The following is a 23,898-nucleotide window of genomic DNA, read 5'->3' on the forward strand; positions in this document are numbered from 1 at the left end:
TTTTCACGTTATTGCGCTTGCTGATGCTCATTACCGAGTCCTGATGCCTGCGGGCCTAAGCAGCGGATACGCCAGGCCCGGCATGTAATGGGGCAATGTTACCGCAGTCTTGCCGTGAGGCCGTGCGTGATGTGCAACTGCAAAGATGCGCTATCTCTCATGCCGTTTTGATTTCCTGCGGCGGCGCTTCAGCCGGATCGAGCCCGAATCGTTCGTATTGCGAAATCACCTGCGCGCCGAACAGAAGCAAGGTAGCGAGCCACTCCAGGCTGAACAGGATCACGATCGCCATGGTCAGCGAACCATACACCACACTGACCTGCGACAGCGTTGCAAAATACCAGACCAGCACATGCCGCGTGATCTCCCACAGCACGGCGGCAACGATTCCGCCGAACAGCGCGTGCTTGAGGGAAGGGCGCCCAACGGGCATGACCATATAAATCGATGTCAACACAAAAATCTCGCCCGCGAGGCCAAGCAGATACAACACCACGCGCGACAATCCCTGCAATGAAACATGCAGGCCAAATAGTTCGACACCTTCGGTCCCGACGGCCTCCAGGCCACTCGACACAAACGTCACGATCAACAATCCAATGCCGAGAAAGAGGATGTAGCAATACGGCAGCAGCGCAGAGAGCAAAAAGTGCCGGCGCCGAACCACCACCCGGTGCACAAAAATCAACGACATCGCGTTCTCGAGCACTGTGAATGCGAGCGAGCTGAAAAAGATCATCGTCAACAACAGAACCCAGCCGATCGCCGCACGATGCGCCAGAAAATTGGCCAGTTCGCGTACCAGCGCGGTGGATTGCCCCGGCACCAGCCACTGCAACAGATGAGCCAGCGCTGCCAGCAGAACGTGCTGCGGCACGAGCCGTGACAACACGATCACGATGAGAATCATCAGCGGCACAATCGACAACAACGCGTAATAAGCGACCGCCCCCGCGAGCAGCAAACCCTGGTTCGCGCGGAAAGCTTTCAACGTTTGCAGCACAAAGGTGCCGGGATGTTTCGCGACATACAGCGCATGCTCATCGAGGATGGTTGGCATGGCTCCTCACGGTGTGCGTCATTGGGCCTGCCGCGGGCCTGCCGGAAAGCAGTCCGTTTCAGCACTTACCGTAAATTCGTAGCAAGAACGCAGCCACCCCCGCCGACCGTGCGGGATAACCCGCGGGCAGGGTTCATCGATGCGACGCCGTCTTCCGACAAAATTTCGCGTTTTCTTCAACTGAGGTTTGCGTGTTTTCCCCAACTCGCCGTGACTATATTCATTCGTATACAACGAGCCGATGATGTCGAGGTGAATACGAAGCTATGCGCAATGCACGCAGCAAGGGCAGCATGCACGGCGGAAGTGCGTTTCATCCGTATTTCAACGCAATATCCCGTGCTTGCGCACGATGTGTCGGGAGGCGTCAAGACAGCATAAATCAGGAAGCGGGAGTCTGCGCAGTGCGCTATGGTGAGGGGGTAGCGCGTGTGCAGCGGCGGATCGGACGCGGCGTGGCGAAACCGAAGCGAATGCCTGGCGCGCGATAAGCCTCCGCCGCGCGATGGGAGCGAATCTTGCTCGCATGTTCCTCGATGCCCGGAAGTGGCACCAGAAAGTAGCCAGGGAGACCAGGGTGACGTTCGACGACAGAATGGACGAGAACGATGACGTCGTGGTTTGGCGGACTATTCAGTATGCGATGGCATCAAACCGTCGCGTGCTCGTGGTCGACGATTACCGCGAAGCGGCCGAAGCTTTGCAGATGCTGCTGAACGCCGACGGCTTTGAGTGCCGCGCGCTGTGCGATCCGCTCGCTGTTTGCGGCATGGCCTGTGAGTGGCAGCCGTTTGCCGTTCTGCTCGACATCAAGATGCCCGGCCTCGACGGTCTTGAGCTGGCTCGCCGCCTGCGGGCCGACCCATTGACTTCGGACATGCTGCTGGTGGCCTGTACGGCTTTTGCCTCGCGCGAAGACAAGGTGCGCGCCAAGGCCGCCGGTTTCGACGCGCATTGTGCCAAACCCCTGACACCGGAGCGGCTCTTGCGCGTGCTCGAGTCGGCCGCAGCGTTGCATACTGTGGGACCACAGTAAAGCCGGCACAATGGCCGAAAGGCTGAACCGTTTAAAAAAGATGTTTAATGACGCCTTCCCGCAGTTCTGCGCAGTTCTGCGCAGTCGCGGCAAGCATCGGATACGCACGGTTCGCAACGGTGTGCCCTTAAGCAAAAACCCTGGGCACAAGCGCATCATTCGCGACATATGGCCACAAAACGCATCATGTCCGGTGCGTTAATTTCTCCGCGATGTTCTCGCCGGTCAACCGGTTCAGCTCACGGGCTTTAGCCCACGTCATTCCTGTCTCCATTCATGCACGGCGAACGCATCGTATGCAGTGCGTGCACGCGACGTCCTTGCGTTTTTCCGTAGTTGCCTGAAGGACGGCTTGTTGCAGTTGCGTTCCAGCGACGCAACGCTCAGGCCCATAATTTGCTGACGCAGCAAGCTTACACATGCAAAGCACGTATCCGAGCGCCCTCAGCTTTTACAGGAATCCCTATGTCATCCCAAGCCAGCTATTCGACGCGCATCGCGGAAGGCACACCTTTCCCGCTTGGTGCGACGTGGAACGGAAGCGGCGTAAACTTCGCGCTGTTCTCAGCGCATGCAACCGGGGTCGAACTCTGTCTGTTCGATGAAACCGGCGAGACGGAAATCGAACGCATCGAGCTTCCGGAGTACACCGACGAGGTCTGGCACGTGTTCGTGCCGAATCTGAAGCCGGGTGCGGTGTATGGCTATCGGGTTCACGGGCCCTATGAGCCGGAAAAAGGACATCGCTTCAATCCGAACAAACTCCTGCTCGACCCCTACGCCAAAGCGCATATCGGCGAGCTCAAATGGGCGCCGGAAATCTTCGGCTATACGCTCGATTCGGAAGAGGGCGACCTGTCATTCGACGAGCGCGACAGCGCGCCCTTCGTGCCGAAGTGCAAGGTGGTCGACGCCAACTTTTCGTGGAGTCATCCGGAACGCAACGCGCTGCCGTGGGAGCGCGTGATCTTCTATGAAACGCACGTGCGCGGTTTTACCAAACGTCATCCCGAAGTACCGGAGAATTTGCGTGGCACCTTCGCGGGTCTCGGCCAGCCGGTCGTGCTCGATTACATCCGGAGCCTTGGGGTCACGTCGGTCGAATTGATGCCGATCCAGACCTTTGTCAACGACAGTCATCTGCTCGACAAAGGCCTCACCAATTACTGGGGCTACAACACGATCGGCTTCTTCGCGGCCGACCCGCGCTTCTTCGCGTCGTCGATCGACTCGGTCGGCGAATTCAAGGAAATGGTGGACCGTTTTCATAACGCCAATCTCGAAGTCATTCTCGATGTGGTCTACAACCACACCGCCGAAGGTAACGAGCGCGGTCCGACGATTTCCTTCAAAGGCATCGACAACGCGTCTTACTATCGCCTGATGCCCGATGAGCCGCGCTATTACATCAACGATACCGGTACCGGCAACACGCTCAATCTGTCCCATCCGCGCGTGCTGCAGATGGTGACCGACAGCCTGCGCTACTGGGTGACGGAGATGAAGATCGACGGTTTCCGTTTCGACCTCGCCACGATTCTCGGCCGTGAAACACACGGGTTCGACGAAGGCGGAGGCTTCCTCGACAGTTGCCGGCAGGACCCGGTGCTCTCCGCTGTGCGGCTGATTGCCGAGCCGTGGGATTGTGGTCCCGGCGGCTATCAGGTGGGCGGCTTTCCGCCTGGCTGGGCCGAATGGAACGACCGCTTTCGCGATACCGTGCGCGGCTACTGGAAGGGCGACGAAGGCGAGGTCCCGGATCTCGCCAAACGACTGACCGGGTCGGGCGACAAGTTCAACCATCGTGGGCGCCGACCGTGGGCCAGCGTCAACTTCGTCGCCGCGCACGACGGCTTCACGCTCAACGATCTGGTCTCGTACAACGACAAGCACAACGAGGCCAACGGCGAAGACAACAAGGACGGTCACTCCGACAACAAGTCATGGAACATGGGCAGCGAAGGGCCAACGGACGATCCGGATATCCGGCAGCAACGCGAGCGCCAGAAGCGCAATCTGCTGGCCACGCTGCTGCTCTCGCAAGGCACGCCGATGATCCTCGCGGGTGACGAATTCGGCCGCACGCAGCAGGGGAATAACAACGCGTATTGCCAGGACAATGAGATCAGCTGGGTCGATTGGGAGGGCATCGACGATGACGGCCGTGCACTGATCGAGTTCGTCAAGAATCTGACGACGCTGCGCCATCGTCTGCCGGTACTGCGTCGCGGGCGCTTTCTCAGCGGCGAATATAACGAGGCGCTCGACGTGACCGACGCACGTTGGCTTTCTCCAGACGGCACCGATCTTTCGCAGGAACAGTGGGACGATCCGTCGATGCGCTGCTTCGGCCTCGTGATCGACGGACGCGCTCAGGCGAGCGGCATTCGACGCCCCGCGTCCGATGCAACCTTGCTGCTCGTGCTGAACGCGCATCACGACGTGGTCAATTTCACGCTGCCCGATGTTCCCGAGGGCGATCAGTGGACCTGTCTGCTGGATACGAATATGCCGGTGCGCTCCGAGTTGCCACAATTCAGCGCCGGCGACGCGTATCAGGTGACCGGCCGTTCATTGCTGCTGTTCGCACTCGAGGCGCCAAGCCGCGCGACACAACGCGTATTTGATCGCCTGGAAGAACAACTTACCACTGATGAAAGCGAACGCCCTGCGGCAACGTGACGAGCTTGGGGCCGGGCGCGAGCGCTAGCCGCCAGGTATAGCGCTTGCTCGATTCCGGATAGCCACCGTTTGGCGCATCCCGCGACAAATGAGTCAGGCAGCCGGTGTCGGTCTCTGCCCGGTGCAACTGAGGGTGCTCAAATGGAACAGGAACAAACGTCTCAAGAATCTTCTCAGGAAGAACAGATTCGCACACGCGCCTACTACCTCTGGCAGCAGGCCGGGGATCCGAAGGGGACGCCGGACGAGTATTGGGAGCAGGCGCGCGACGAAATCGAGAAGGAAGCACCGCCGACAGAAAGTGGGCCAGTGGCTGACGCGCCGAAGTGAAGGTGCGAGGCCTCGCCGGCGCGCAGGCTCTCGCAGATGCCAAAGCAGAGGCAGCAACGAATCCGATGAAGGAATTCCCCGAACCTCGTGGCGCAACGCCGGCCGCGCGCATTCTTGCGTCGCCTTCCGCATTTGGCATCGACGGCGTGGTCGCGCTCGCGGTCGGCGTTACCGTGGTCGCCTGCCTGTACTTTGCGCGCGCGGTGCTGATTCCGATCACGCTCGCGATTCTGCTCAGTTTCCTGGTCGCACCGCTTGCCAATTCGCTTGGACGTCTGAAGCTCGGACATGTCGCGTCCGTATTTGCCGCGGTGGTGATGTCGGTGTCGGTGATCGTGATGCTCGGCGCGGTGATCGCCACGCAGTTGACCGACCTTGCGGCCGGCATGCCGCGCTATCAGGCGACCATCGAGCACAAGGCGGACGCCGCGCACAGCCTCACCATCGGCAAGCTGAACCGGCTCGCGGGTGCGGCCGGGCAGGCATTGCAGCGCGCGACGATCGAGCCGCCGCAACCTCAAGCGCAACGAGATGCGACCTCGACTTCGAGCGTCCATCCGCCTGCCGCCGTGCCCGTCGAAGTGCGCGAACCGGTGCCGACGCCCTTCGAACTCGCGCGGCGTGTGCTGTCGCCGGCGATCAGTCCATTGGAGACGGCGTTTATCGTGTTCATCGTGACGGTGGTGATCCTGCTGCAACGCGACGATTTGCGCGATCGCGCGATCCGGCTGTTCGGTTCACGGGATCTGCACCGCACGACCACCGTGATGGACGAGGCCACGCGACGCTTGAGCCGGTACTTCGTTTCACAACTCGGCGTGAACGCGGGCGTTGGCGTGGTGATCGGCGCGGGGCTGTTCCTCATCGGCGTGCCGAGCCCGATCTTGTGGGGGATTCTCGCGGCGTTGCTGCGGCTCGTGCCGTATGTCGGCATCTGGATCTCCGCGACGCTTGCCACCGCGCTCGCCGCAGCGGTCAGTCCAGGGTGGGCAATGGCGATCTGGTCGCTCGCGTTGTTCGGCACGGTCGAATTATTGGTGGGGCAGGTGGTGGAGCCCCTGCTGTACGGACGCAGCACGGGACTCTCGCCATTTTCGGTGGTGGTCGCGGCGATTTTCTGGAGCTGGATCTGGGGGCCGATAGGGTTGATTCTGTCGACGCCTTTGACCTTGTGCCTCCTGGTGCTCGGACGGCACGTGAGACGTCTGGAGTTTCTCGACGTGCTGCTGGGCGATCAGCCGGCACTCACGCCGATCGAGAATTTTTACCAGCGCGCCCTTGCCGGCGATCCCGATGAGGCGTTGCAACAAGCGGAGGTTTTATTGCGCGAGCGTTCGTTGTGCGCGTATTACGACGAAGTGGCGATCAAGGGCTTGCAGCTCGCCGCCAACGATATGCTTCGCGGTAGCGTGACGGCACAGCAACTTGCTCGGATCGAGTCGACCACCAACGATCTGGTCGACGGTCTGGATGGCTATGAGGACCACGAACCGGCGCCGCAAACGGCAGAAGAAAACTGGAGTGCAGCGGGGCCGATAGGAGATTTTCCTGCCGACGAAGGGAACAAGCCGGTGGCTGAAGTGGCCGTTAGTTCGACCGTTCGACTAGCTGAGGCGAGAAGCCGGGAGGTCAGTTCTCCGCCAGGAAAACGCGTGTTGTGTATTCCCGGGCGGGGACCGCTCGATTCGCTCGCGACCACGATCCTGTTGCAACTGCTCGGCAAGCACGGATTTGCGGCGCGCGGTTTGCCGAATGAGGCGGCTTCGCGGGCATCGATCGATAGTCTCGATGCCGACGATGTCGGTATCGTGTGTATTTTTTATTTGCAGATCGAAGGGATTCCTTCACATCTCCGGTATATGGTCAGGCGCATTCGTGCGAGGTTGCCCGAAGCATCTATTGTTGTCGGGTTATGGGCGGCTACGGATACCGAAAAGTGGAGCGATGATTTGCAGACCGCGATGGGGGCCGAGTGTTATGCCACTTCGTTGCGGGAAGTGGTGGACGCGTGCCGGCGAATCGACGGCATCAGGGCGGAGCAGGCGCTGGACGTAGTGAATGGATGACGGCGTAGCCTTGTGCTGCGCAAGTAAAGCGCGAAGCGAACTAATCGCCTTTGACGATCTCCCGCGCTTGCGCCAGCGACAAACCGCGACCCAAGACGTCGATTAGACGCGCGGTCTGCGCTTCGCGTTCGCAGGCAAGCGCGGCAACCACCTTGTCATCCTTCACATACAGCGCAACGAATTGCTGGCGATCGAGTTCGCCGTCGATGACAACGTCGTCCCACTCGCTCGCATGACCGAGATATTCGAAACGCTTGCCGAAGTGATAAGTCCAGAAATACGGTACGCCGACGTAGCGATGGCGCGCGCCGCACATGTTTTCAGCGGCGATGCGTGCATGTTGCTGCGCGACGCGCCAATGCTCGATGCGCACGGGTTCCTGATCTTCGTACAGCGGAAAGACGGCGATATCGCCGGCTGCGTAAAGGCCAGGTGCGGCCTGCATGCCCGCATTGACGATCACGCCGCCATCCTTTTGCAGCGGCAAACCTTCGACAAAACCGGTAGCCGGTGCAACGCCCGTGCCCAGCAACACGACGTCGGCGGCGACATGCTCGCCACTTTCGAGCATCACTTCATGCACGTTGCCTTCCTCGCCTTCAAGTGAAGCGACTTTTGTGTCGAGGTGGAACACCACGCCGTTGCGCTCGTGCAGTTCGCGAAACATGGTGCCCGCCCGCTCGCCGAATTGCCTCGCGAACGGTATTTTTTCCGGCGAAATAACGGTGACCCGCGTGCCGCGTTTGCGCAACGCCGAAGCCGTTTCCAGACCGATGAAGCTGCTGCCGAGAATGGCGACATGAGTGTTCCGGGCGTCCTGGCCGATTGCTCCGACGAGCGCGGCGGCGTCGTGGAGAGTGCGCAGCACGTACACGCCGCCGAGTTCACGGCCGGGAATGGACGGGATCTTCGGCACGCCGCCGGTGGCGAGCAGCGCGGTGTTGTACGCCAGTTCGCCGCCGGACTCGAAATGGATCGTGCGTCGTGGCACATCGAGCCGCGCGACCTTTGCGACGATACGTTCCACGTCCTGCCGCTCAAGCCAATCCGTGGCAAGGAGGGGCGGCACGTCGTCTGGCGCCATCTCGCCGGACGGTACAAATTTGCTGAGGGTGGTGCGATCGTAGGGTGCGTGCGGCTCGTCTCCGACCAGCGTGATACGACCAGCAAAGCCGCATTCGCGCAACGCCGCGCAAGCCGCGGCACCGGCTGCGCCCGCGCCGATCACCACGTAATGCGGGTTTTGAACGGATGCCTTGTGCACGGGCTGCGGCATTTTCTCCACCGTGACCATCACATCGTCGCCGCTTACTACCACCGGATAACGGTCGAGCGCGACCAGCGCGGGTGGTTCGAGCACGTTGCCTGTGGCAACGTCGAACGTCGCTTTGTGCCAAGGACAGATGATCCGGCCATTGCACAGCGCGCCCTTTTCCAGCGGGCCGCCAGCGTGCGGGCAATCCGCGGCATAGGCGCGCACTGTGTCGCCGGCGCGTACGAGCAGAATGTTTTCGCCGTCCACCACGATGCGTTCGGCGCGGTCCGCACGCAGTTGCGATAACCGGGCGACGCATCGGGCAGGTGTTGGCATGGTCAATTCCTCGCGGAAAGTAATCGCGGAAAATAAGCAGGCTGCCGGCAATTCAGCAGCGCCATCGGGTTCATTAAATGCTGCATCGTCAGGCGTAGGGACGAAGGTCCGCTGCGCGTGAAGAGAGGGCGGCGGCCTCAGCGGACTTTACGCCGCGCTGCAACACGAAAACGGACCCTTTGGACACCTCTGCGGCAGCAAACCACATGCCCGCTCACGCGCGGCTTCACGTGTGACGTTTTGATTACGTGCCACCCTATGGAGAACGGCGGAAGTGCGGTAAATTCCGGGGAAGAGAAATAGCGCACGAACAACCTGGGGCGCGTTGTGCGCCGCCACCCCCGACCTGTGTTTATCTTTCATGGAGATCGTGACCGTGCAACGTGCGGAGCGTGTCGCAGTCGATTTCCCCATGCCGTCGCGCAATTTCGCGGCGACGCGGCGTGTGCTTCTGATCGTGCTCGCCGTTTCGATTGCGTTTCCTTTGGCCTGCCTCGCGGGCTATGGGTATTTCGATTACCAGCGCCGGATTGCCGATTCGAACGACATGATCGACCGGCTCGCGCGCGTGACCGAGGAGCAGGCCGTCAAGGTGCTGGACCTCAACCAGCAGATGGCCTCGCGCATCGTCGACCTGCTCGGCAACGCCGACGACGCGCAGATCCGTGCGCAGGAGGCCGGGCTGCACGACCGCCTTCGGCAAATCGGCGGCGACTTCACGCAGGTCGCTTCGATTTACGTGGTCGGCGCGAACGGCAATTTGCTGGTGTCGAGCCGCGCTTATCCGGCGCCGGTCATGTCGACGAGTCAGCGCGAAGACTTCACTGCCGCCAAGGCGATGCGGCCGCAGCCCTATTTCTCACTGCCCCTATTCGGGCCGCTGTCGCAAACCAATGTGTTCAACACTGTGACCGGCCGCTCGGGCGAGAATGGGCAATTCCTGGGCGTGGTGTCGGTGGCGCTGCGCACCGATTACTTTTCGCGCTTCTACCGTGAACTGACGAATGGCGATACGTCGCTCTCATTAGGTCTGTACCGCCAGGACGGCAATCTGCTGGTGCGTTATCCGGCGTGGCCGACCGGCGCGAAGCCCACCCAGCAGAGCGCGTTCACCGCGGCTTTGCGCGACAAACAGCTATTCGGTCACATTCGTCTGACGTCCACCGTCGACGGTGTCGAACGGCTACTGGCGTTTCGCCGCGTCGGCGACTATCCGCTTTATGTGATGAGCGCCTATGACACGGCCTCGATCGGCGAGGCGTGGCGCGAGCACTTCATGGCGATCGCGGCGATCACGGCGGTGCCCTGTGTGGCGATCTGGTTGCTGGTGTTTTTCTCGTTGCGCCAGCTCGCCGGCGAGCGCCGCGCGTGGGAGCGCTGGCAAGGCGAAGTGGCCATGCGTCTTTCCGCCGAGGCCTCGAGCCGGCAATTGCAGCGCATGGGCGCGCTCGGCAATCTCGTCGCCAATGTCGCGCACGATTTCAACAATCTGCTGATGGTGGTGTCGGCGAACACCGAACTTGCGCGTTTGAAACGCTACAACAACCTGGAAAAAGAAGTGCAAGCGGTCGAACGCGCTACCGCCACGGCAGAATCGCTGACGCGGCGACTCCTCAGCGTGGCAAAAAAACAGCCGCTCAAGCAGGAACCCGTCGACCTCGCCACATGGTTGCCGAACGCCGCGCCGCTCATCGACGCGGCGCTCGGCGACACCGTCGAAATGGCCTTGAACATGGTCGACAACGTCTGGCAGGTGCTAGCCGATCCGATCGACCTCGAATTCGCGATCATGAATCTTGCGATCAACGCGCGCGATGCGATGCCGCGCGGTGGCCGCTTCGTGATCCGTTGCCAGAATAACCGCCTGGTGGGCAGCGACACCTTGCTGCCCGACGGCGAATACGTGCTGATCGCCTGTTCCGACGACGGCGAGGGGATGCCCGAAACCGTCGCCCGTCGCGCGTTCGAGCCGCTGTTCACCACCAAGCTGCGCGGCTTGGGCTCCGGCCTCGGCCTCGCCCAGGTTCTCGCCATGTGCGAACAGGCAGGCGGCACGGCCAAAATCGACAGCGTGCCGGGCAGTGGCACGACGGTCAGACTGTATTTGCCGCGCTATCGCGATCGGCAGAAGGCGCTGGTGCCCGATGCAGACACAGCGCAACAGCCTGCGCCGGCCTCAAAGGGCGTCGTGCTGCTGGTGGAAGATAACGAAGACGTGGCGGCCGGCGTAGCCGCCGTGCTGGAAACCTTTGGCTGCGAAGTGCGGCATGAACCGACCGCCGACCAGGCTCTCGACGTGCTGACCGCAGGCGCGAAGTTCGAACTCGTGCTGTCCGACATCCAGATGCCGGGCAAGCTCAGCGGCATCGACCTCGCGGAGAAAGTACGCAGCGCGTGGCCGGCGCAGAGGATCGCGCTGATGACAGGCTATGCCGACGAACTCGAACGGGCACGCCGGCTCGGCGTGGCGATACTCGCGAAACCCTTCAATATCGACGAGCTGCACGCGCTGGTGGCTTGCGAACCGTAAGGCGCCACTTTTCCGCGCTGTCGGCTATGTTCGAAGCGTTTCAGCAACGCGGCACGACCCTTGCTGAAAGCATGACGAGGGCTGCGCATTCAGTTGGCCAGAGCCGTGAGCGAGAGCCGGCAGCAGTCAGGTCTGTGAGTCCGCAGCCGGCTCGCCCGGACCGTGCCGTCATAGCCGTGACGGCCTTTGCAATGCGGCGCAACACACGCGACAATGCGGGCGGAAACAGCACGGGCCCAGCGCCTCAAAAAGGCGGGGTACTGAGACGCAGCGTAGCGCACAAAGGATGAGTATGGCGGGTAGTGAAGCAGGGGCGTCTCCACCGAACGCGCAGTCCGCTGCGCAGGCGAGCACGCAGACAGGCACTCCAACGACCACCACTAGCACGGACGCCGACTCGGCAGACACGCGCGCGCCTGCCGTGAGCTCGCTGGATTTTCCGGTGGTCGGCATCGGTGCGTCCGCGGGTGGCGTGCAGGCCCTTCTGAGCTTTTTCGAGAACGCTCCGGCCGACATGGGCATGGCCTTCGTCGTCGTGCTGCATCTGTCTCCCGATCATGCCAGCAGCGCCGATCAGGTCCTGCAACACGCCACCGGCATGCCGGTGCGCCAGGTGCAGCACGCCATACAGGTCGAAAAGAATCACGTTTATGTGATTTCGCCGTCGCACGATCTGTCGCTCGACGACGGCCATCTGACACCTGTCGAAGCCGACCGGCCGCGCGGTCGCCCGATCGCCATCGACCTGTTTTTCCGCAGCCTCGCCGATACGCACCGCGAGCGGGCGATTGCGATCGTGCTCTCGGGCACGGGCGCGGACGGCGCGACCGGCATCGGCCGCATCAAGGAACAGGGCGGCGTGACGATCGCGCAGGACCCGGCGGACGCCGAATACCCGGAAATGCCGCAGAACGCGATAGCGACCGGCATGATCGATCTCTCGCTGCGAGCAGTGGACATGCCGCGCAAACTTCGCGAGCTCGCCGACAACGCCCGCGCGATTCGCCTGCCGCCCGCGGACGACGAACCCGAAACGCTCACCGCCGCACAACCCGATCCGGTGTCCGCCGCCGAGCGGGCTTTGCTCGGCGTGCTCGCCACCTTGCGCGCGCGCACGGGCCACGATTTCCGCCATTACAAGCGCGCCACGATCCTGCGGCGTATCGAACGCCGTCTGCAGGTCAACGGCATTCCCGATCTGCAGGCGTATCAGGACTATGTCCTCACGCATCTCGACGAAACGCCGGCGCTCCTCAAGGACATGCTGATCGGCGTGACCAATTTCTTCCGCGATCGTGAAACGTTCGAGGTGGTCGAACGCGAAATCGTGCCGAAACTGTTCCAGAAGAAATCCGAAGACGATCCGGTGCGCGCCTGGGTCGCCGGCTGCGCGACCGGGGAAGAAGCCTATTCGCTGGCCATGCTGCTCGCCGATCATCCGGAGCGGCATGAAGGAATACCGGTCCAGTTGTTCGCGACCGACATCGACGAACGCGCGATTGCGTTCGCCCGTTCAGGTCTTTATCCCGAATCGATCACCGCGGATGTCTCCGCGCAACGCCTGCGCCAGTTCTTCACCCCGGAGCGCGCGCACTTCCGCGTCTCCAAAGCCATCCGCGAAAAGGTGTTGTTCGCGGTGCATAACGTGCTGCGCGATCCGCCGTTTTCACGTGTCGACCTGGTGTCCTGCCGCAATCTGCTGATCTATCTCGATCGCAGCGTGCAGAGCCAGGTGCTGCAGATGTTTCACTTCGCATTGCAACCGGGCGGCTATCTGCTGCTCGGCAGTTCGGAATCCGCCGAGGCCGCGGGCGAACTGTTCACGCCGGTCGATAAAAAGAATCGCATCTACCGCGCGAACATGGTCACCAGCGCAGTACGGCCGCCGATCAGCATGCCGGTCGTGCAGCAAGGCGGCGTGGCCGCCACCGCCAGCGCCGGGCCCACGCCGCCGCTGCCGCAGGCCTTGCCGTTCTCGGCCTTGCATCACCGCATCCTCGAGCTGTATGCGCCGCCGAGCGTTGTGGTCGATACGGATGCGAACATCCTGCACATGTCCGAACACGCCGGCCGCTTCCTGCGTTTCGCGCGCGGCGAGCCGTCGTACAACCTGATCATGCTGGTGAATCCGGCATTGCGCCTGCAGCTGCGCGGCACGCTGTTTCAGGCCATGCGCAGCAACAGCGAGGTGACGACCGCGCCGATCGAATTCACAGCCGGGACGCTCGTGCGGATCATCGTGCGTCCATACCGCCGTACCGAAGATTCGCCGGAATTCGCGCTGGTGCTGTTCGAGGAAAACGCAACCGGTGTGCCCGTGGCAACCGTTCAGCCGGCCGGTCCGGCCGCGCAGGACTCGCTGCTTGGACACCTCGAAGACGAACTGCATCGCACGAAGCAGGAGTTGCGCTCGACCGTCGAGCAGTCGGAAGCCTCGACTGAAGAGCTGAAAGCATCGAACGAAGAATTGCAGGCGATTAACGAGGAATTGCGCGCGGCGACGGAAGAACTCGAGACCAGCAAGGAAGAACTGCAATCGTTGAACGAGGAGTTGTTTACCGTCAATGCCGAGTTGCAGGCCAAGATCGAGGAGACCGGCAAGGCCAAAGACGATCTGCAGAATGTGATCGCCTCGACCGGCATCGCGACGGTGTTCGTCGATCGTGAGATGCGCATCAAGCGCTATACGCCGGCCGCGACCGAACTGTTCAACGTGATTCCCTCGGATGTGGGCCGCCCGCTGCACGACATCACGCACCGGCTCGCTTATCCGCAGTTGGCCGAGGACACGGTCGCCGTTTTCGAATCGCTGCAGCTGATTGAACGTGAGATTCGCGGCGTCGACGGCCGCTATTTCCTGACGCGCCTCTCGCCGTATCGCACGACCGACGATCACATCGAGGGCGCGGTGCTGACCATTGTCGATATCACGGCATTGCGGCGCACCGAGCAACTGGTCCGCCTGGGTGAAGCGCGTTTGCATCTCGCCGCGCAAAGTACCAACGACTTCGCGATCGTCGTGCAGGATCTGGATGGCCGCGTGGTGACGTGGAACAAGGGTGCGGAGCGGATCTTCGGTTACAGCGAGAGCGAGATGGCGGGGCAGTTGCTCGACCGGCTCTATCTGCCGGAAGAGCGCGAAGCCAACGAACCGTCGGCAGAGCGGCAGCGCGCGCAGAACGATGGCCGCGTCGAAGACGAGCGCTGGTACATCCACAAAAACGGCTCCCGGCTTTATTGCAGCGGCGTGATCACGCCGGTGTCGTCGGAAAACTTCAGCGGCTTTGCGAAGATCGTGCGCGATCTGACGCAGCGCAAAGGCACCGAGGCGCTCGAACAGCGCAAGATCTCTCTTGAGCGCTCGGTGCGCCAGAAGGTGGAGGCGGCCAGCCGCCTGAAAGACGAATTCCTTGCGGTGCTGTCGCACGAGTTGAAGAACCCACTGAACCTGATTCACGTGAAGGCGGACATGCTGGACCGCGCGCCGTCGACGCAGGGCCTGCCGGTGGTGCGCGATGCAGCGGACGCGATTCGCCGCTCGGTGATCAGCCTCGCCAAGATCATCGACGACCTGCTCGACCTGTCGCGCGTGCGCACCGGCAAACTGGCGCTGGAGCGCTCGCATGTGGACATCGCGGCAATCACGGCGTTGGTGGCCAGCGCGATCGAGGCCGATGCGCTGGCGCATCACGTGAGCGTGACCGTGCGCGGCGTGGCGGAGCCGTTCTTTATCGACGCCGATCCCGTTCGCTTCGAGCAGATTCTGTGGAACCTCGTCAGCAACGCGGTGAAGTTCACGCAGCAGGGCGGACAGGTGAATCTGACGCTCTCGCGTGAAGATGACTATGCGTGTGTCGAGGTTCAGGATACCGGGCGCGGCATCGAGCCTGCCTTCCTGCCGAACGTATTCGACATGTTCAGCCAGGCCGAGGGCGCGCATCGGCGCCGTAGCGGAGGACTGGGTATCGGGCTCGCGCTCGTCAAACAGCTCGCCGAAATGCATGGCGGCCATGTGAAGGCGGAATCCGCGGGCGTAGGCAAGGGCGCGCGTTTCCGCGTCTGGCTGCCGGCCGACAGCACGGGGGCGCAGCCCGAAACCCACGACACGCCGGGCGACGCCAGTTTGCTCAAGGGTATGCGGATTCTGCTGGTCGACGACGCGGTCGAAAGTTTGCAGGCGTTTCAGAGCCTGCTCGAACTCGAAGGCGCGCAAGTGTGGCCGCAAACCAATGGCGCTGACGCGCTTGCAGTCGCGGCCCACCAACCGTTCGATCTGATCCTGTCAGACATTGGCATGCCGGGCATGGACGGCTACGAACTGATCGCGGCGCTGCGCAAACTGCCGGCTACCGCTTCGGTCCCGGCCTTGGCGCTGACCGGCTTTGGCCGCCCACAGGACGCCACGCGTGCGATCCGTGCCGGCTATGACGGCCACCTCGGCAAACCGGTTTCGCTGCAGGCGCTGCTCGACAAGATTGCCCGTGCAACCACCGCGAATCGTTGAGATTGGTCTGATCTTCCCTTCCGACGGCTTTGTTTGAAGCCTGTTCGACGCGGATCGTGCCCGCGCGTGCCGAAAGTCGCGGCATGCGCGGACCGCTCGCCGTGGGGCTAGCTCTTTTCCTGTGACGCGTCGTACTTGCCGAGCGCCGCCGCGCTGTTCAGGCGAGCGCGCTTGAGCAACGCCTCCTGGGCTTCCTTAACATTGCCCGCCTGACCCTTCCATGCTTGCAGCGGCGGTTCCTGCAACGCGCGGCCATACGAGAAGCTCAGATTCCACGGCAGCGGCCCGAGGCGATTCATTGCATTGAGGTTGGCCGTTGCTTCTTCCGGCGTTTGCCCGCCGGACAGGAACACGATCCCCGGCACCGCCGACGGCACCGTGCGCTTGAGTATTCGTACCGTGTGCGCCGCGATGTCCGAAGTCGACGATTGCTGCGCGTGTTCAGAGCCCGCCAGCACCATGCTCGGCTTCAGCAGAATGTGTTCGAGCACCACGCGATGCCGGTGCAGAGCGTTAAAAACTTCGTGCAACACGGCCTCGGTTACTTCCGCGCTGCGTCCGATGGTGTGATCGCCGTCCATCAGTACCTCCGGTTCGACGATCGGCACGATGCCCGCTTCCTGCGAGATCGCCGCGTAGCGCGCGAGGGAGTCCGCATTTGCTTCGATGGCGAGGCGGCCCGGCAAGCTCGCCGTGATGTTGTAGACCGCGCGCCATTTCGCAAAGCGCGCGCCTTGCCGCTTGTAATCGACGAAACGTCTGGCGAGGCCGTCGAGGCCTTCGGTGATTTCGTCGCCCGGGGCGAGCGCGAGCGGAATCTTGCCGAGGTCCACCTTGATACCCGGCACGATGCCGTTCCTCGCGGAGAGTTGCGGAAAAGGCGTGCCGTCGTCCGCTTTCTGGCCGAGTGTTTCTTCGTAAAGGATCACGCCGCTCACAAATTCGCCGAGACCCGGTGTGGTCAGCAGCAGGTTGCGATAGGCGCGGCGGTTTTCCTCACTGGATTCGAGGCCGATCGTCTTGAAGCGTTTGGCGATGGTCGGGCCGCTTTCGTCGGCGGCGAGAAGACCTTTGCCGGGTTGGGCCATCGCATCGACGGTGGCTTGCAGCTCGCTACGGGTGTCCATGAAGTATGCTCCCAGTAATCCGGTTAGCGGATGAAGCCTTGTCAGAGCGAAGTGAAAGCCTCGGCTATCTCGGTGGCGTTAGCCGGGCGCACAATGCGTGCGACTTCGGCGCCATCGCGCATGAAGATCAGCGTGGGCCAGAGTTTCACCTTGAAGGACCGACCCAGCGGGCGGCCGGGACCGTCTTCGATTTTCAGATGCCTGATGCCGGCATGCGGTTCGAAAGCTTTTGCGATCGATGCCTGTGCGCCCTGGCAGTAGCCGCACCAGTCCGTGCCGAACTCTATGACCGTGACGCCCGGGAAGGCGTCGATTTCGGCTCGTGCGGGCGCTTTGGGGGAATAGGCCGTTCGGGTTGCCATGAGTGCTCCGGTGCTTTTTTACCTGTGCCGGCGGGGCTTTCCACTGTCGCGGACTCTCGCTGCCCGTCGATTTTTGTAAGAGTAGCAGCTATGGTCAGGATCGTCAGTGCGGGTGGCAGTTGTCTGTGCGCAGGCAAACCCACAACGCCGCCCGAGGCGCAAAACCCGCTACCTCGTGCATTGCGTTACCGCCAGAGCCAAAGCATCCTGCCCTGCAGGGTTCTGGAAAAAGTCCTCGACGCTAACGTGCTGTTCCTCGGCCAGCGCCTGCAAACAACGCTCGTTGTTGCTGCGTACGGCAGCGGGCGCGCAGGCAATCGCGATACCCAGCAGGACGCAGAGCGCAACCCCCATCACACCCCCAAAAATCCAGTTCGCCGACCACCGCACATGGCCGGCAGAAAACCTTGCACCCTTGCGGATCGCTGTGCAGTGCTGACTCGCCAGATCATCCATTTACACCCCTCGTTATAGTTAGCAAGACAACCATTTGGCAAAAAAAACGCCTTACCTTATCCAAGCGCTTTTCGCACGCCGTGCATTGAGGTAACGGCCGCCTCAAACAACTCCGGCCCAATCTTTGCCCGAAGATTCTTTGCTATTTGCGCGCTGGCCTCGTTGATCGGCCGGTCCAGCGCCTTGCCGGCCCGCGTGGCATACACGCGCCATTCCCGTCCGTCGGTTTCGCCCTGACGGCGCTCGATCAAGCCCTTGTCGCTCAGGTTATCGATCAGCCGCGTGGCAGTGGGGCGGGCGATGCCCAGCAGATCCGCCACCTGGCTGCTCAGGCAACCGGGCGTGGCCAGCACGACGCGCAGCACGAAACCCTGCGGCGGCGTCAGCCCGAATCCGGCGTACACGGCACCCCATTCGCGCTCGGCCAGCCGCGCCAATGCGGATGAATTGAAGTAAAGGCAATGATCGAACATGAGCGCTATTGAAACTCAATATGGTTAGCAAGGCAACTAAAATATGCCGGGATGTATCGCGCTTCTGAGAGCCACCAGCGGGTGCTTCGTCCCGCAAATTTCACACAAACGCATATTCTTGCCAGCGTGACATGTTAAACGTCATGATTCGCTCTCGAGGCACCATCGCGTTCAGGAAAGGACATGGCAGAAAAGATCTACCTTCGGCACCCCGGCAAGGATGAAACCGTCGCGGTCGCTACCGGTTTCAGTTGGGGCGCGTTGCTATTGGGCTTCGTCTGGGCCATGTCGAAGAGAATGTGGTTTGCCACTTTCATCATGCTGGCGGTCAACACGTTGCTGTTTTTCTCGGGCTTGTGGGGTGAGACAATCGGCACGATCGGGCTGGTGCTGTCGGTGCTGTTCGGCGTTGCCTGCGGTGTTTATGGCAACCAGTGGCACCGTCGGACGCTCGAACAGCGCGGATACGTCGTGGTGCGTCCGGCGGGCGAGGGCAGTTCGGTAGGAGCGGATATTGCTGAAGCTCAAGCCACTCATGCACGTCCCCCTAAGCAGATCCCCTGAAGCAGGCCGCCAGGTCTTCTCACGCCGTCATGGAGATATTCGATGCCGATTGGAATTGCCGTAAGGACCCCCGCCCCGTTTGCCCCGCCTGCCAAGCATCGCGCCATGCTCCGCCGCGGCCTGTTATGCGCGGCGCTTATCTCGTCGCTCTGTGCCGCCCCGTTCGCGCACAGCGCCGATCCGGCCGTCGCGCCAACGCCAGGCCCTGGCACACCGGTCGCGGCAGGCACGCAAGCTGCCATGCCTGCCGCCCCCGACGACACCTTTCTGCTCACCATCTTCCTGCGTCACGACGAATCCAAACCGCTACCGAAAATCAACGATCAGTTGCGCGCGCAAGGATTTTTCAAGACCTTTCCGCCGCCCGGAATCGAGGTCGTGTCGTGGTACGTGATGATGGGCATCGGCCAGGTGGTCACGCTGCGCGTGCCGGCGAGCCGTCTGCGTGAAGTCAACCGTGCCATCGAGACGACGGCGTGGGGCGGCTATCGCACCGAGTTTTATCCGACCTACGATTACAAGGCGCAAGCGCAGCAAATGCGCTCAACGGACGGCAAGTAGCGTCGTCCATGCCGTCAGCGTGTCCGCAACGGCGCGCAACACAGATTTGGGATGTCGGGGCGTTGGTTTACGCGTCCGCAAGCTAGGCCGATAATGCCCCGGTTGTTCCGGCCACGAAGTCTGCGCCGCGCATCACGCGTCGCAGGCCCGCTTTCCCTGACCCACCGCCACCCGTGTTGAAAACCTCCCGTTTTTTCGACCTGCTGCACATCCCAGGCTTCAAGCCGCTGGCCGCCGCCACGCTCATGCTCGGTGTGGCCATGTCGTTCACCGCGCCGTATCTGTCGCTGTTCGGCGTAGAGCGCGCCGGCATGACGCCGCTCAAGCTCGGCATCTTCATGACGCTGATCGCTGCCAGCGGGGTACTCGCCAGCACCTTCGCCGGCCGCTGGAGCGACGCGAGCGGACGGCATCGGCCGTTGCTGCTGGCGGCGCTGGTGGCCGCCGCACTCGGTTATCTCTGTCTATGCGTAGTGCGTGACTACCGGCTACTGCTGGCAGTTGGCATTGTCTTCATCGGCGCGGGCGGCTCGGCCATCTCGATGGTGTTCTCGTTCAGCCGCGCGGCGCTGCCGGTGCCGGACCCTGCGGAGCGCGCGTTTGCCAGCGCCACCTTGCGGACCATCCTCTCGGCGGCGTGGGTGTTCGGTCCGTCGGTGGGTGCACTGGTGCTCGCCGGCGCCGGCTTCTATGGGCTCTTCCTGTTCGCGGCGGCCAGTTTCGCGGCCTGCGCGACCATCGTCTGGCGCATGCGGGAGCCGCAAGGCCATCTGGGCGATCACACCGTCGAAGACACGGCCTCGGAGCCGTCGGCCTCGATCACCGTGCCGCCGCTGACCGCGCCCGGCGAAGAGGCGCACGAGGACTTGCCGGGCGTCGCTTCGCAGAACGACATCCGTCGTGCCGTGGCCGCGCTCACCTTGCTGGGTCTCGCCGCCAACGCCACCATGATCGTGCTGCCGCTCTACATCGTGCACGGCCTGAACGGCACGCATCTCGACGTGTCGGTGATGCTCGGCCTTGGTGCCTTGACGGAAATTCCGATGATGCTCGCGCTCGGCGCGAAGTCGTCGACGCTGCACAAGCCGAACTGGCTGGCCGCCTGCGCAGCGGTTCACGCGCTGTATTTCGTCGCGATGTCGATGGCGGGGACCGTCCACGTGCTGATCCCCATGCAGATACTCAACGCGTTCGTGGTCGCGGTGACTTCGTGCCTCGGCATGGTCTACGTGCAGGATCTGATGCCGCACGCGCCGGGCCGCGCGACGGCGTTGTTTTTCAACGCTGCGCGGGTCGGCTCGATTCTCTCAGGTGTGTTGTCGGGTTTGCTGGTCCAGGCATTCAGCTATCGCGGCACGTTCCTGTTCTGCGGATTGTTGGCGCTTTGTGCGCTGGTGCTGTTTGCCGTGCCGGGTTATCGTTATCCGCTCATGTGGCGCGCGGTGCGGCGTTTTGCGCTCACGCAATACGAGAAGGTGCAGGCGCGGCGGCGATAGGGCCCGCAGTTCGCACGCACAACGCACCATGCTCCTCGCGCACGCAGACCGATCCCATGGCCGCAAATGCGGCGGCGCCTGCGAAAGCGTCCCGCTTTATCGTGTGCCAGAAGTGTAAGAAGGCAGTTAGCTAAATCGAAGCGTGCGTGCTGACTACAGCGCGCATCGACGCACGTCCGGAGCTTCAGGCTGCGCAAAACCTCTGCAAAGAAGCGTATCGTCGTTCGATGCAGGCGGGGATGCCCGATTCACTGCATGGACTGTGCGAGGCTGCTACCGTGTGTCCGTCGGATCACGCAAAACGCAACTACAGTCAGGAGAGCCACTTGCCGCCTGCAAAGCGCGCGGCATGGCCGCAGCACACCGGGCCAGATCGAGCAGCGCAACGAGACACTTTCCGGAGCGAGATATGCAGCTAGGCATGATTGGATTGGGCCGCATGGGTGCGGACATGGTGCGGCGCCTGACGAAGGGCGGTCAGCAATGCATCGCTTACGACGTGCAACCGGCCGCGGTGGAAAAACTGAAACAGGACGGCGTCGCGGGTGCCACATCGCTGGAAGACCTGGTCGCTCAGTTGCAAAAGCCGCGCGCTGTGTGGCTGATGGTGCCTGCAGCGGTGGTCGACAAGACCCTCGAGAACCTCGTGCCCTTGCTGGACCCCGGCGATATTGTGATCGACGGCGGCAACTCCTATTACCACGACGACATCCGCCGCAGCGCCGAACTCGCGAAGCGTCAGCTTCACTATGTGGACGTCGGCACGAGCGGTGGTGTTGCGGGACGTGAGCGCGGCTACTGTCTGATGATCGGCGGCGAGCCTGAAGTGGTGAAACGGCTCGAACCGATTTTCTCGACGCTTGCGCCGGGTGCGGGCGCAGCGCCAGCCACGCCGGGCCGTACAGCCGGCGCCAGCACGGCCGATCAGGGCTTCCTGCATTGCGGTCCGCAAGGCGCGGGGCACTTCGTGAAGATGGTCCACAACGGTATCGAATACGGCATGATGGCCGCGTATGCCGAAGGCCTGAACATTCTGCGTCACGCCGATGCTGGCAAACACGCGCGCGAAGCCGACGCCGAAACATCACCGTTGCGCCGTCCCGAGCTTTACCAATACGAACTGAATCTCGCCGAGGTCACCGAGGTATGGCGGCGCGGCAGCGTGATCGGTTCGTGGCTGCTGGACCTGATAGCGGGATCGCTTGTTAGCGACGCCGATCTGCAAAGCTACGCGGGGCGTGTATCGGATTCGGGCGAAGGGCGCTGGACGGTGGCGGCAGCGATCGACGAAGGCGTGCCGACGCCGGTGCTGAGCGCAGCGCTATTCGCGCGTTTCAGCTCGCGGGGCGACGCGGATTTTGCGAACCGGGTGTTGTCGGCCATGCGGCACGACTTCGGTGGTCACGTCGAGAAAGCGGCCACGCCGGCCGATGGACACAAGAGCTAATTCAGGGGAGCCGCAATGCAAGCCTCCAATACCACGCCTCACGAAGTCGTCTTTCTTTTCGATTGCGACAACACGTTGCTGGACAACGATCATGTGCTGGCGGATTTGCGTGCTCACATGATGCGGGAGTTCGGCGAGCAGAACAGCGCGCGGTACTGGGAAATTTTTGAAGACTTGCGCAAGGAGCTTGGCTACGCCGATTACCTTGGGGCGTTGCAGCGCTATCGGCAGGAGCACACTCGGGACACGCGGCTGTTGTTGATGTCGTCGTTTCTGATCGATTATCCGTTTGCGAACCGGCTGTATCCGGGGGCATTGGATGCGATCAAACATGTGTCGCAGTGGGGGCCGGCGGTGATTCTGTCTGACGGCGATGTCGTGTTCCAGCCGCGCAAGATCGCCCGCTCGGGCCTATGGGAAGAGGTTGGGGGACGGGTTCTGATTTACATCCATAAGGAGCAGATGCTCGATCAGGTGATGGAATGCTTCCCGGCCCGGCACTATGTGATGGTGGATGACAAATTGCGGATTTTGACCGCCATGAAGAAGGCCTGGGGAGAGACGCTGACTACGGTTTTTCCTCGCCAGGGGCACTACGCTTTCGATCCCAAGGAAATTTCCAGCAATCCGCCCGCGGATGTGACGATCGAGAGGATTGGGGAGCTGGCTGATATCGACCTCGATATGCTTCTCAGCGGCGGGACGGCTGGGGGCGCCTAGATTTTCTGCCTTTCAGCGCCCACCGGGTGGCTTCAGCGCTTGCTAGCCAAGACCCAGCAGTTTGACCAGCAAGCCGAACACGCCCACCAGAACGGCGACGCCAGCGCACAACAGCACGAGCGTGAGAAGGAGAATCAGGGGCCCTTTGAGGCGGCTGGGTGTCGACATAGTGGCCGTTCGGATAATGGGCGAGCAGCAGAGGAGGCGCCAGATGCGGCCCGCCGTCGCGCATTTAGCATAAAGAGCTTAATCGCATTCACTTAATGCTCACTTAAAGTCTGGCGCAAAACCGGCAGCCTCTGCCGCGCCAACGGCCCGTCAGCCGGACGGTCCAACACCGTACAGACACGGCGGCCAATTGAGCGCATGATCCTTGCTTGGCGCGTGTCGTAAGCAGATTTGCTCAAAATCGGCCGCGCGCTCAATCGGATGCCCACTTTCACGCCGCAGGCGATCAGACGCAGTGCGGCCGGCGGGCCAAGGAAAAATCATGACATCCGCAATCTGGGGCATCGTAGCAGGCATGGCGCTGATGTTCGGCGCTTCGATGTACCTGCGTCAGCTTCGTCTCCTGCACCGCCCGGACCCCCGTTGGACTGGCAAGAAACGTTGATTCGTCCCACATCCTCTAAAAGGGAGGCACCATGTCACCAATACCTGCTCCGCGACGTTCGCCGTCGCCGTTGCGTCAGTCCGATTCGCCTGGCGCCGTGCGCGACCGGCGCGCCGAACTCGGCCGTGCCGATGAAGCGCGCGCCGAGCAACGCGAACGCGACGATACACGCAACGATCCCAATGCCAGCAAATGGCGCTACCAGCCACCACAACGGAAAGAAAAAGAGCCGGTGTAAGGCCTTCAACTGAACACCCGCGAACGAACGAATAAACAATCG

At 62.2% G+C, this 23,898-nt stretch carries 20 protein-coding genes; 13 read left to right on the forward strand and 7 right to left on the reverse strand.

Annotation, left to right across the window (positions count from 1 at the left end; all coding sequences use genetic code 11):
• Positions 1–157 precede the first annotated feature (157 nt).
• Positions 158–1,060 (reverse strand): YihY/virulence factor BrkB family protein, encoded by a 903-nt coding sequence (locus tag PQQ86_RS28860; RefSeq protein ID WP_408274769.1) that lies wholly within the window; start codon positions 1,058–1,060, stop codon positions 158–160.
• A gap of 577 nt (positions 1,061–1,637) precedes the next feature.
• Between PQQ86_RS28860 and PQQ86_RS28865 the strand changes: the two genes are divergently transcribed.
• The 4 genes from PQQ86_RS28865 to PQQ86_RS28880 all read left to right on the forward strand — a co-directional run bounded on the left by PQQ86_RS28865 (position 1,638) and on the right by PQQ86_RS28880 (position 7,174).
• On the forward strand, positions 1,638–2,096 hold the full coding sequence (locus tag PQQ86_RS28865) for a response regulator (protein WP_408274773.1): 459 nt from the start codon (positions 1,638–1,640) through the stop codon (positions 2,094–2,096).
• A 465-nt stretch (positions 2,097–2,561) separates the two neighbouring features.
• On the forward strand, positions 2,562–4,778 hold the full coding sequence (gene glgX, locus PQQ86_RS28870) for a glycogen debranching protein GlgX (protein WP_408274775.1): 2,217 nt from the start codon (positions 2,562–2,564) through the stop codon (positions 4,776–4,778).
• Positions 4,779–4,919: 141 nt separating this feature from the next.
• Positions 4,920–5,108: a DUF2934 domain-containing protein gene (locus PQQ86_RS28875; protein WP_408274778.1), complete on the forward strand. Its 189-nt coding sequence runs from the start codon at positions 4,920–4,922 to the stop codon at positions 5,106–5,108.
• 65 nt (positions 5,109–5,173) lie between these two features.
• Positions 5,174–7,174: an AI-2E family transporter gene (locus tag PQQ86_RS28880; RefSeq protein WP_408274781.1), complete on the forward strand. Its 2,001-nt coding sequence runs from the start codon at positions 5,174–5,176 to the stop codon at positions 7,172–7,174.
• A gap of 40 nt (positions 7,175–7,214) precedes the next feature.
• On the opposite strand, the gene PQQ86_RS28885 is transcribed toward PQQ86_RS28880, so the two are convergent.
• A complete protein-coding gene (locus PQQ86_RS28885) occupies positions 7,215–8,765 on the reverse strand; it encodes an FAD-dependent oxidoreductase (RefSeq protein WP_408274784.1) in 1,551 nt (516 codons plus the stop codon).
• Between the two features lie 376 nt (positions 8,766–9,141).
• On the opposite strand from PQQ86_RS28885, the gene PQQ86_RS28890 reads away from it, so the two are divergent.
• On the forward strand, positions 9,142–11,295 hold the full coding sequence (locus PQQ86_RS28890) for a hybrid sensor histidine kinase/response regulator family protein (protein WP_408279387.1): 2,154 nt from the start codon (positions 9,142–9,144) through the stop codon (positions 11,293–11,295).
• A gap of 292 nt (positions 11,296–11,587) precedes the next feature.
• Positions 11,588–15,799, forward strand: a complete 4,212-nt coding sequence (locus PQQ86_RS28895) for a CheR family methyltransferase (RefSeq protein WP_408274786.1) — start codon at positions 11,588–11,590, stop codon at positions 15,797–15,799.
• A gap of 107 nt (positions 15,800–15,906) precedes the next feature.
• On the opposite strand, the gene PQQ86_RS28900 is transcribed toward PQQ86_RS28895, so the two are convergent.
• The 4 genes from PQQ86_RS28900 to PQQ86_RS28915 all read right to left on the reverse strand — a co-directional run bounded on the left by PQQ86_RS28900 (position 15,907) and on the right by PQQ86_RS28915 (position 18,217).
• Positions 15,907–16,926: a class I fructose-bisphosphate aldolase gene (locus PQQ86_RS28900; protein ID WP_408274789.1), complete on the reverse strand. Its 1,020-nt coding sequence runs from the start codon at positions 16,924–16,926 to the stop codon at positions 15,907–15,909.
• A gap of 41 nt (positions 16,927–16,967) precedes the next feature.
• A complete protein-coding gene (locus tag PQQ86_RS28905; RefSeq protein WP_408274791.1) occupies positions 16,968–17,288 on the reverse strand; it encodes a thioredoxin family protein in 321 nt (106 codons plus the stop codon).
• Positions 17,289–17,456: 168 nt separating this feature from the next.
• Positions 17,457–17,744, reverse strand: coding sequence for a hypothetical protein (locus tag PQQ86_RS28910; RefSeq protein ID WP_408274794.1), 288 nt, complete (start codon positions 17,742–17,744; stop codon positions 17,457–17,459).
• 56 nt (positions 17,745–17,800) lie between these two features.
• The gene (locus PQQ86_RS28915) at positions 17,801–18,217 is read right to left on the reverse strand and encodes a MarR family winged helix-turn-helix transcriptional regulator (RefSeq protein ID WP_408274797.1); all 417 of its coding nucleotides are present in this window, start codon (positions 18,215–18,217) and stop codon (positions 17,801–17,803) included.
• Positions 18,218–18,400: 183 nt separating this feature from the next.
• Between PQQ86_RS28915 and PQQ86_RS28920 the strand changes: the two genes are divergently transcribed.
• The 5 genes from PQQ86_RS28920 (at position 18,401) to PQQ86_RS28940 (ending at position 23,005) form a co-directional block, all read left to right on the forward strand.
• Entirely contained in the window at positions 18,401–18,781 is a 381-nt protein-coding gene (locus PQQ86_RS28920; protein WP_408274799.1) for a DUF2628 domain-containing protein, read from the forward strand.
• 105 nt (positions 18,782–18,886) lie between these two features.
• Positions 18,887–19,342, forward strand: coding sequence for a hypothetical protein (locus PQQ86_RS28925; RefSeq protein ID WP_408274802.1), 456 nt, complete (start codon positions 18,887–18,889; stop codon positions 19,340–19,342).
• Positions 19,343–19,515: 173 nt separating this feature from the next.
• Positions 19,516–20,838 carry a sugar efflux transporter gene (locus tag PQQ86_RS28930; protein WP_408274804.1) on the forward strand — a complete coding sequence of 441 codons (1,323 nt, stop codon included), beginning with the start codon at positions 19,516–19,518 and terminating at the stop codon, positions 20,836–20,838.
• Between the two features lie 349 nt (positions 20,839–21,187).
• On the forward strand, positions 21,188–22,285 hold the full coding sequence (gene gnd / locus PQQ86_RS28935; protein WP_494478231.1) for a phosphogluconate dehydrogenase (NAD(+)-dependent, decarboxylating): 1,098 nt from the start codon (positions 21,188–21,190) through the stop codon (positions 22,283–22,285).
• Between the two features lie 15 nt (positions 22,286–22,300).
• On the forward strand, positions 22,301–23,005 hold the full coding sequence (locus tag PQQ86_RS28940) for an HAD family hydrolase (protein WP_408274809.1): 705 nt from the start codon (positions 22,301–22,303) through the stop codon (positions 23,003–23,005).
• 42 nt (positions 23,006–23,047) lie between these two features.
• Here the strand turns inward: PQQ86_RS28940 and PQQ86_RS28945 are convergent, their stop codons facing one another.
• Positions 23,048–23,173, reverse strand: coding sequence for a hypothetical protein (locus PQQ86_RS28945; protein ID WP_266226226.1), 126 nt, complete (start codon positions 23,171–23,173; stop codon positions 23,048–23,050).
• Between the two features lie 322 nt (positions 23,174–23,495).
• Here PQQ86_RS28945 and PQQ86_RS28950 point away from each other — a divergent pair, with 322 nt between their 5' ends.
• Together PQQ86_RS28950 and PQQ86_RS28955 are read left to right on the forward strand one after the other, a co-directional pair.
• Positions 23,496–23,618, forward strand: a complete 123-nt coding sequence (locus PQQ86_RS28950; protein WP_268966730.1) for a hypothetical protein — start codon at positions 23,496–23,498, stop codon at positions 23,616–23,618.
• Between the two features lie 31 nt (positions 23,619–23,649).
• Positions 23,650–23,856: a hypothetical protein gene (locus tag PQQ86_RS28955; protein WP_101563197.1), complete on the forward strand. Its 207-nt coding sequence runs from the start codon at positions 23,650–23,652 to the stop codon at positions 23,854–23,856.
• Positions 23,857–23,898: the final 42 nt, after the last annotated feature.

Origin of the sequence: Paraburkholderia sediminicola (assembly GCF_046026675.1) — a bacterium.
GTDB classification, from domain to species: Bacteria; Pseudomonadota; Gammaproteobacteria; order Burkholderiales; family Burkholderiaceae; genus Paraburkholderia; species Paraburkholderia sediminicola_F.

Coding starts and splice junctions, on each gene's coding strand:
- PQQ86_RS28955 (WP_101563197.1), top strand. CDS start 23,650: ATGTCACCAATACCTGCTCCGCGACGTTCGCCGTCGCCGTTGCGTCAG.
- gnd (WP_494478231.1), top strand. CDS start 21,188: ATGGCCGCAGCACACCGGGCCAGATCGAGCAGCGCAACGAGACACTTT.
- PQQ86_RS28915 (WP_408274797.1), bottom strand. CDS start 18,217: ATGTTCGATCATTGCCTTTACTTCAATTCATCCGCATTGGCGCGGCTG.
- PQQ86_RS28940 (WP_408274809.1), top strand. CDS start 22,301: ATGCAAGCCTCCAATACCACGCCTCACGAAGTCGTCTTTCTTTTCGAT.
- PQQ86_RS28875 (WP_408274778.1), top strand. CDS start 4,920: ATGGAACAGGAACAAACGTCTCAAGAATCTTCTCAGGAAGAACAGATT.
- PQQ86_RS28895 (WP_408274786.1), top strand. CDS start 11,588: ATGGCGGGTAGTGAAGCAGGGGCGTCTCCACCGAACGCGCAGTCCGCT.
- PQQ86_RS28925 (WP_408274802.1), top strand. CDS start 18,887: ATGCTCCGCCGCGGCCTGTTATGCGCGGCGCTTATCTCGTCGCTCTGT.
- PQQ86_RS28900 (WP_408274789.1), bottom strand. CDS start 16,926: ATGGACACCCGTAGCGAGCTGCAAGCCACCGTCGATGCGATGGCCCAA.
- PQQ86_RS28950 (WP_268966730.1), top strand. CDS start 23,496: ATGACATCCGCAATCTGGGGCATCGTAGCAGGCATGGCGCTGATGTTC.
- PQQ86_RS28910 (WP_408274794.1), bottom strand. CDS start 17,744: ATGGATGATCTGGCGAGTCAGCACTGCACAGCGATCCGCAAGGGTGCA.
- PQQ86_RS28905 (WP_408274791.1), bottom strand. CDS start 17,288: ATGGCAACCCGAACGGCCTATTCCCCCAAAGCGCCCGCACGAGCCGAA.
- glgX (WP_408274775.1), top strand. CDS start 2,562: ATGTCATCCCAAGCCAGCTATTCGACGCGCATCGCGGAAGGCACACCT.
- PQQ86_RS28860 (WP_408274769.1), bottom strand. CDS start 1,060: ATGCCAACCATCCTCGATGAGCATGCGCTGTATGTCGCGAAACATCCC.
- PQQ86_RS28945 (WP_266226226.1), bottom strand. CDS start 23,173: ATGTCGACACCCAGCCGCCTCAAAGGGCCCCTGATTCTCCTTCTCACG.
- PQQ86_RS28920 (WP_408274799.1), top strand. CDS start 18,401: ATGGCAGAAAAGATCTACCTTCGGCACCCCGGCAAGGATGAAACCGTC.
- PQQ86_RS28880 (WP_408274781.1), top strand. CDS start 5,174: ATGAAGGAATTCCCCGAACCTCGTGGCGCAACGCCGGCCGCGCGCATT.
- PQQ86_RS28885 (WP_408274784.1), bottom strand. CDS start 8,765: ATGCCAACACCTGCCCGATGCGTCGCCCGGTTATCGCAACTGCGTGCG.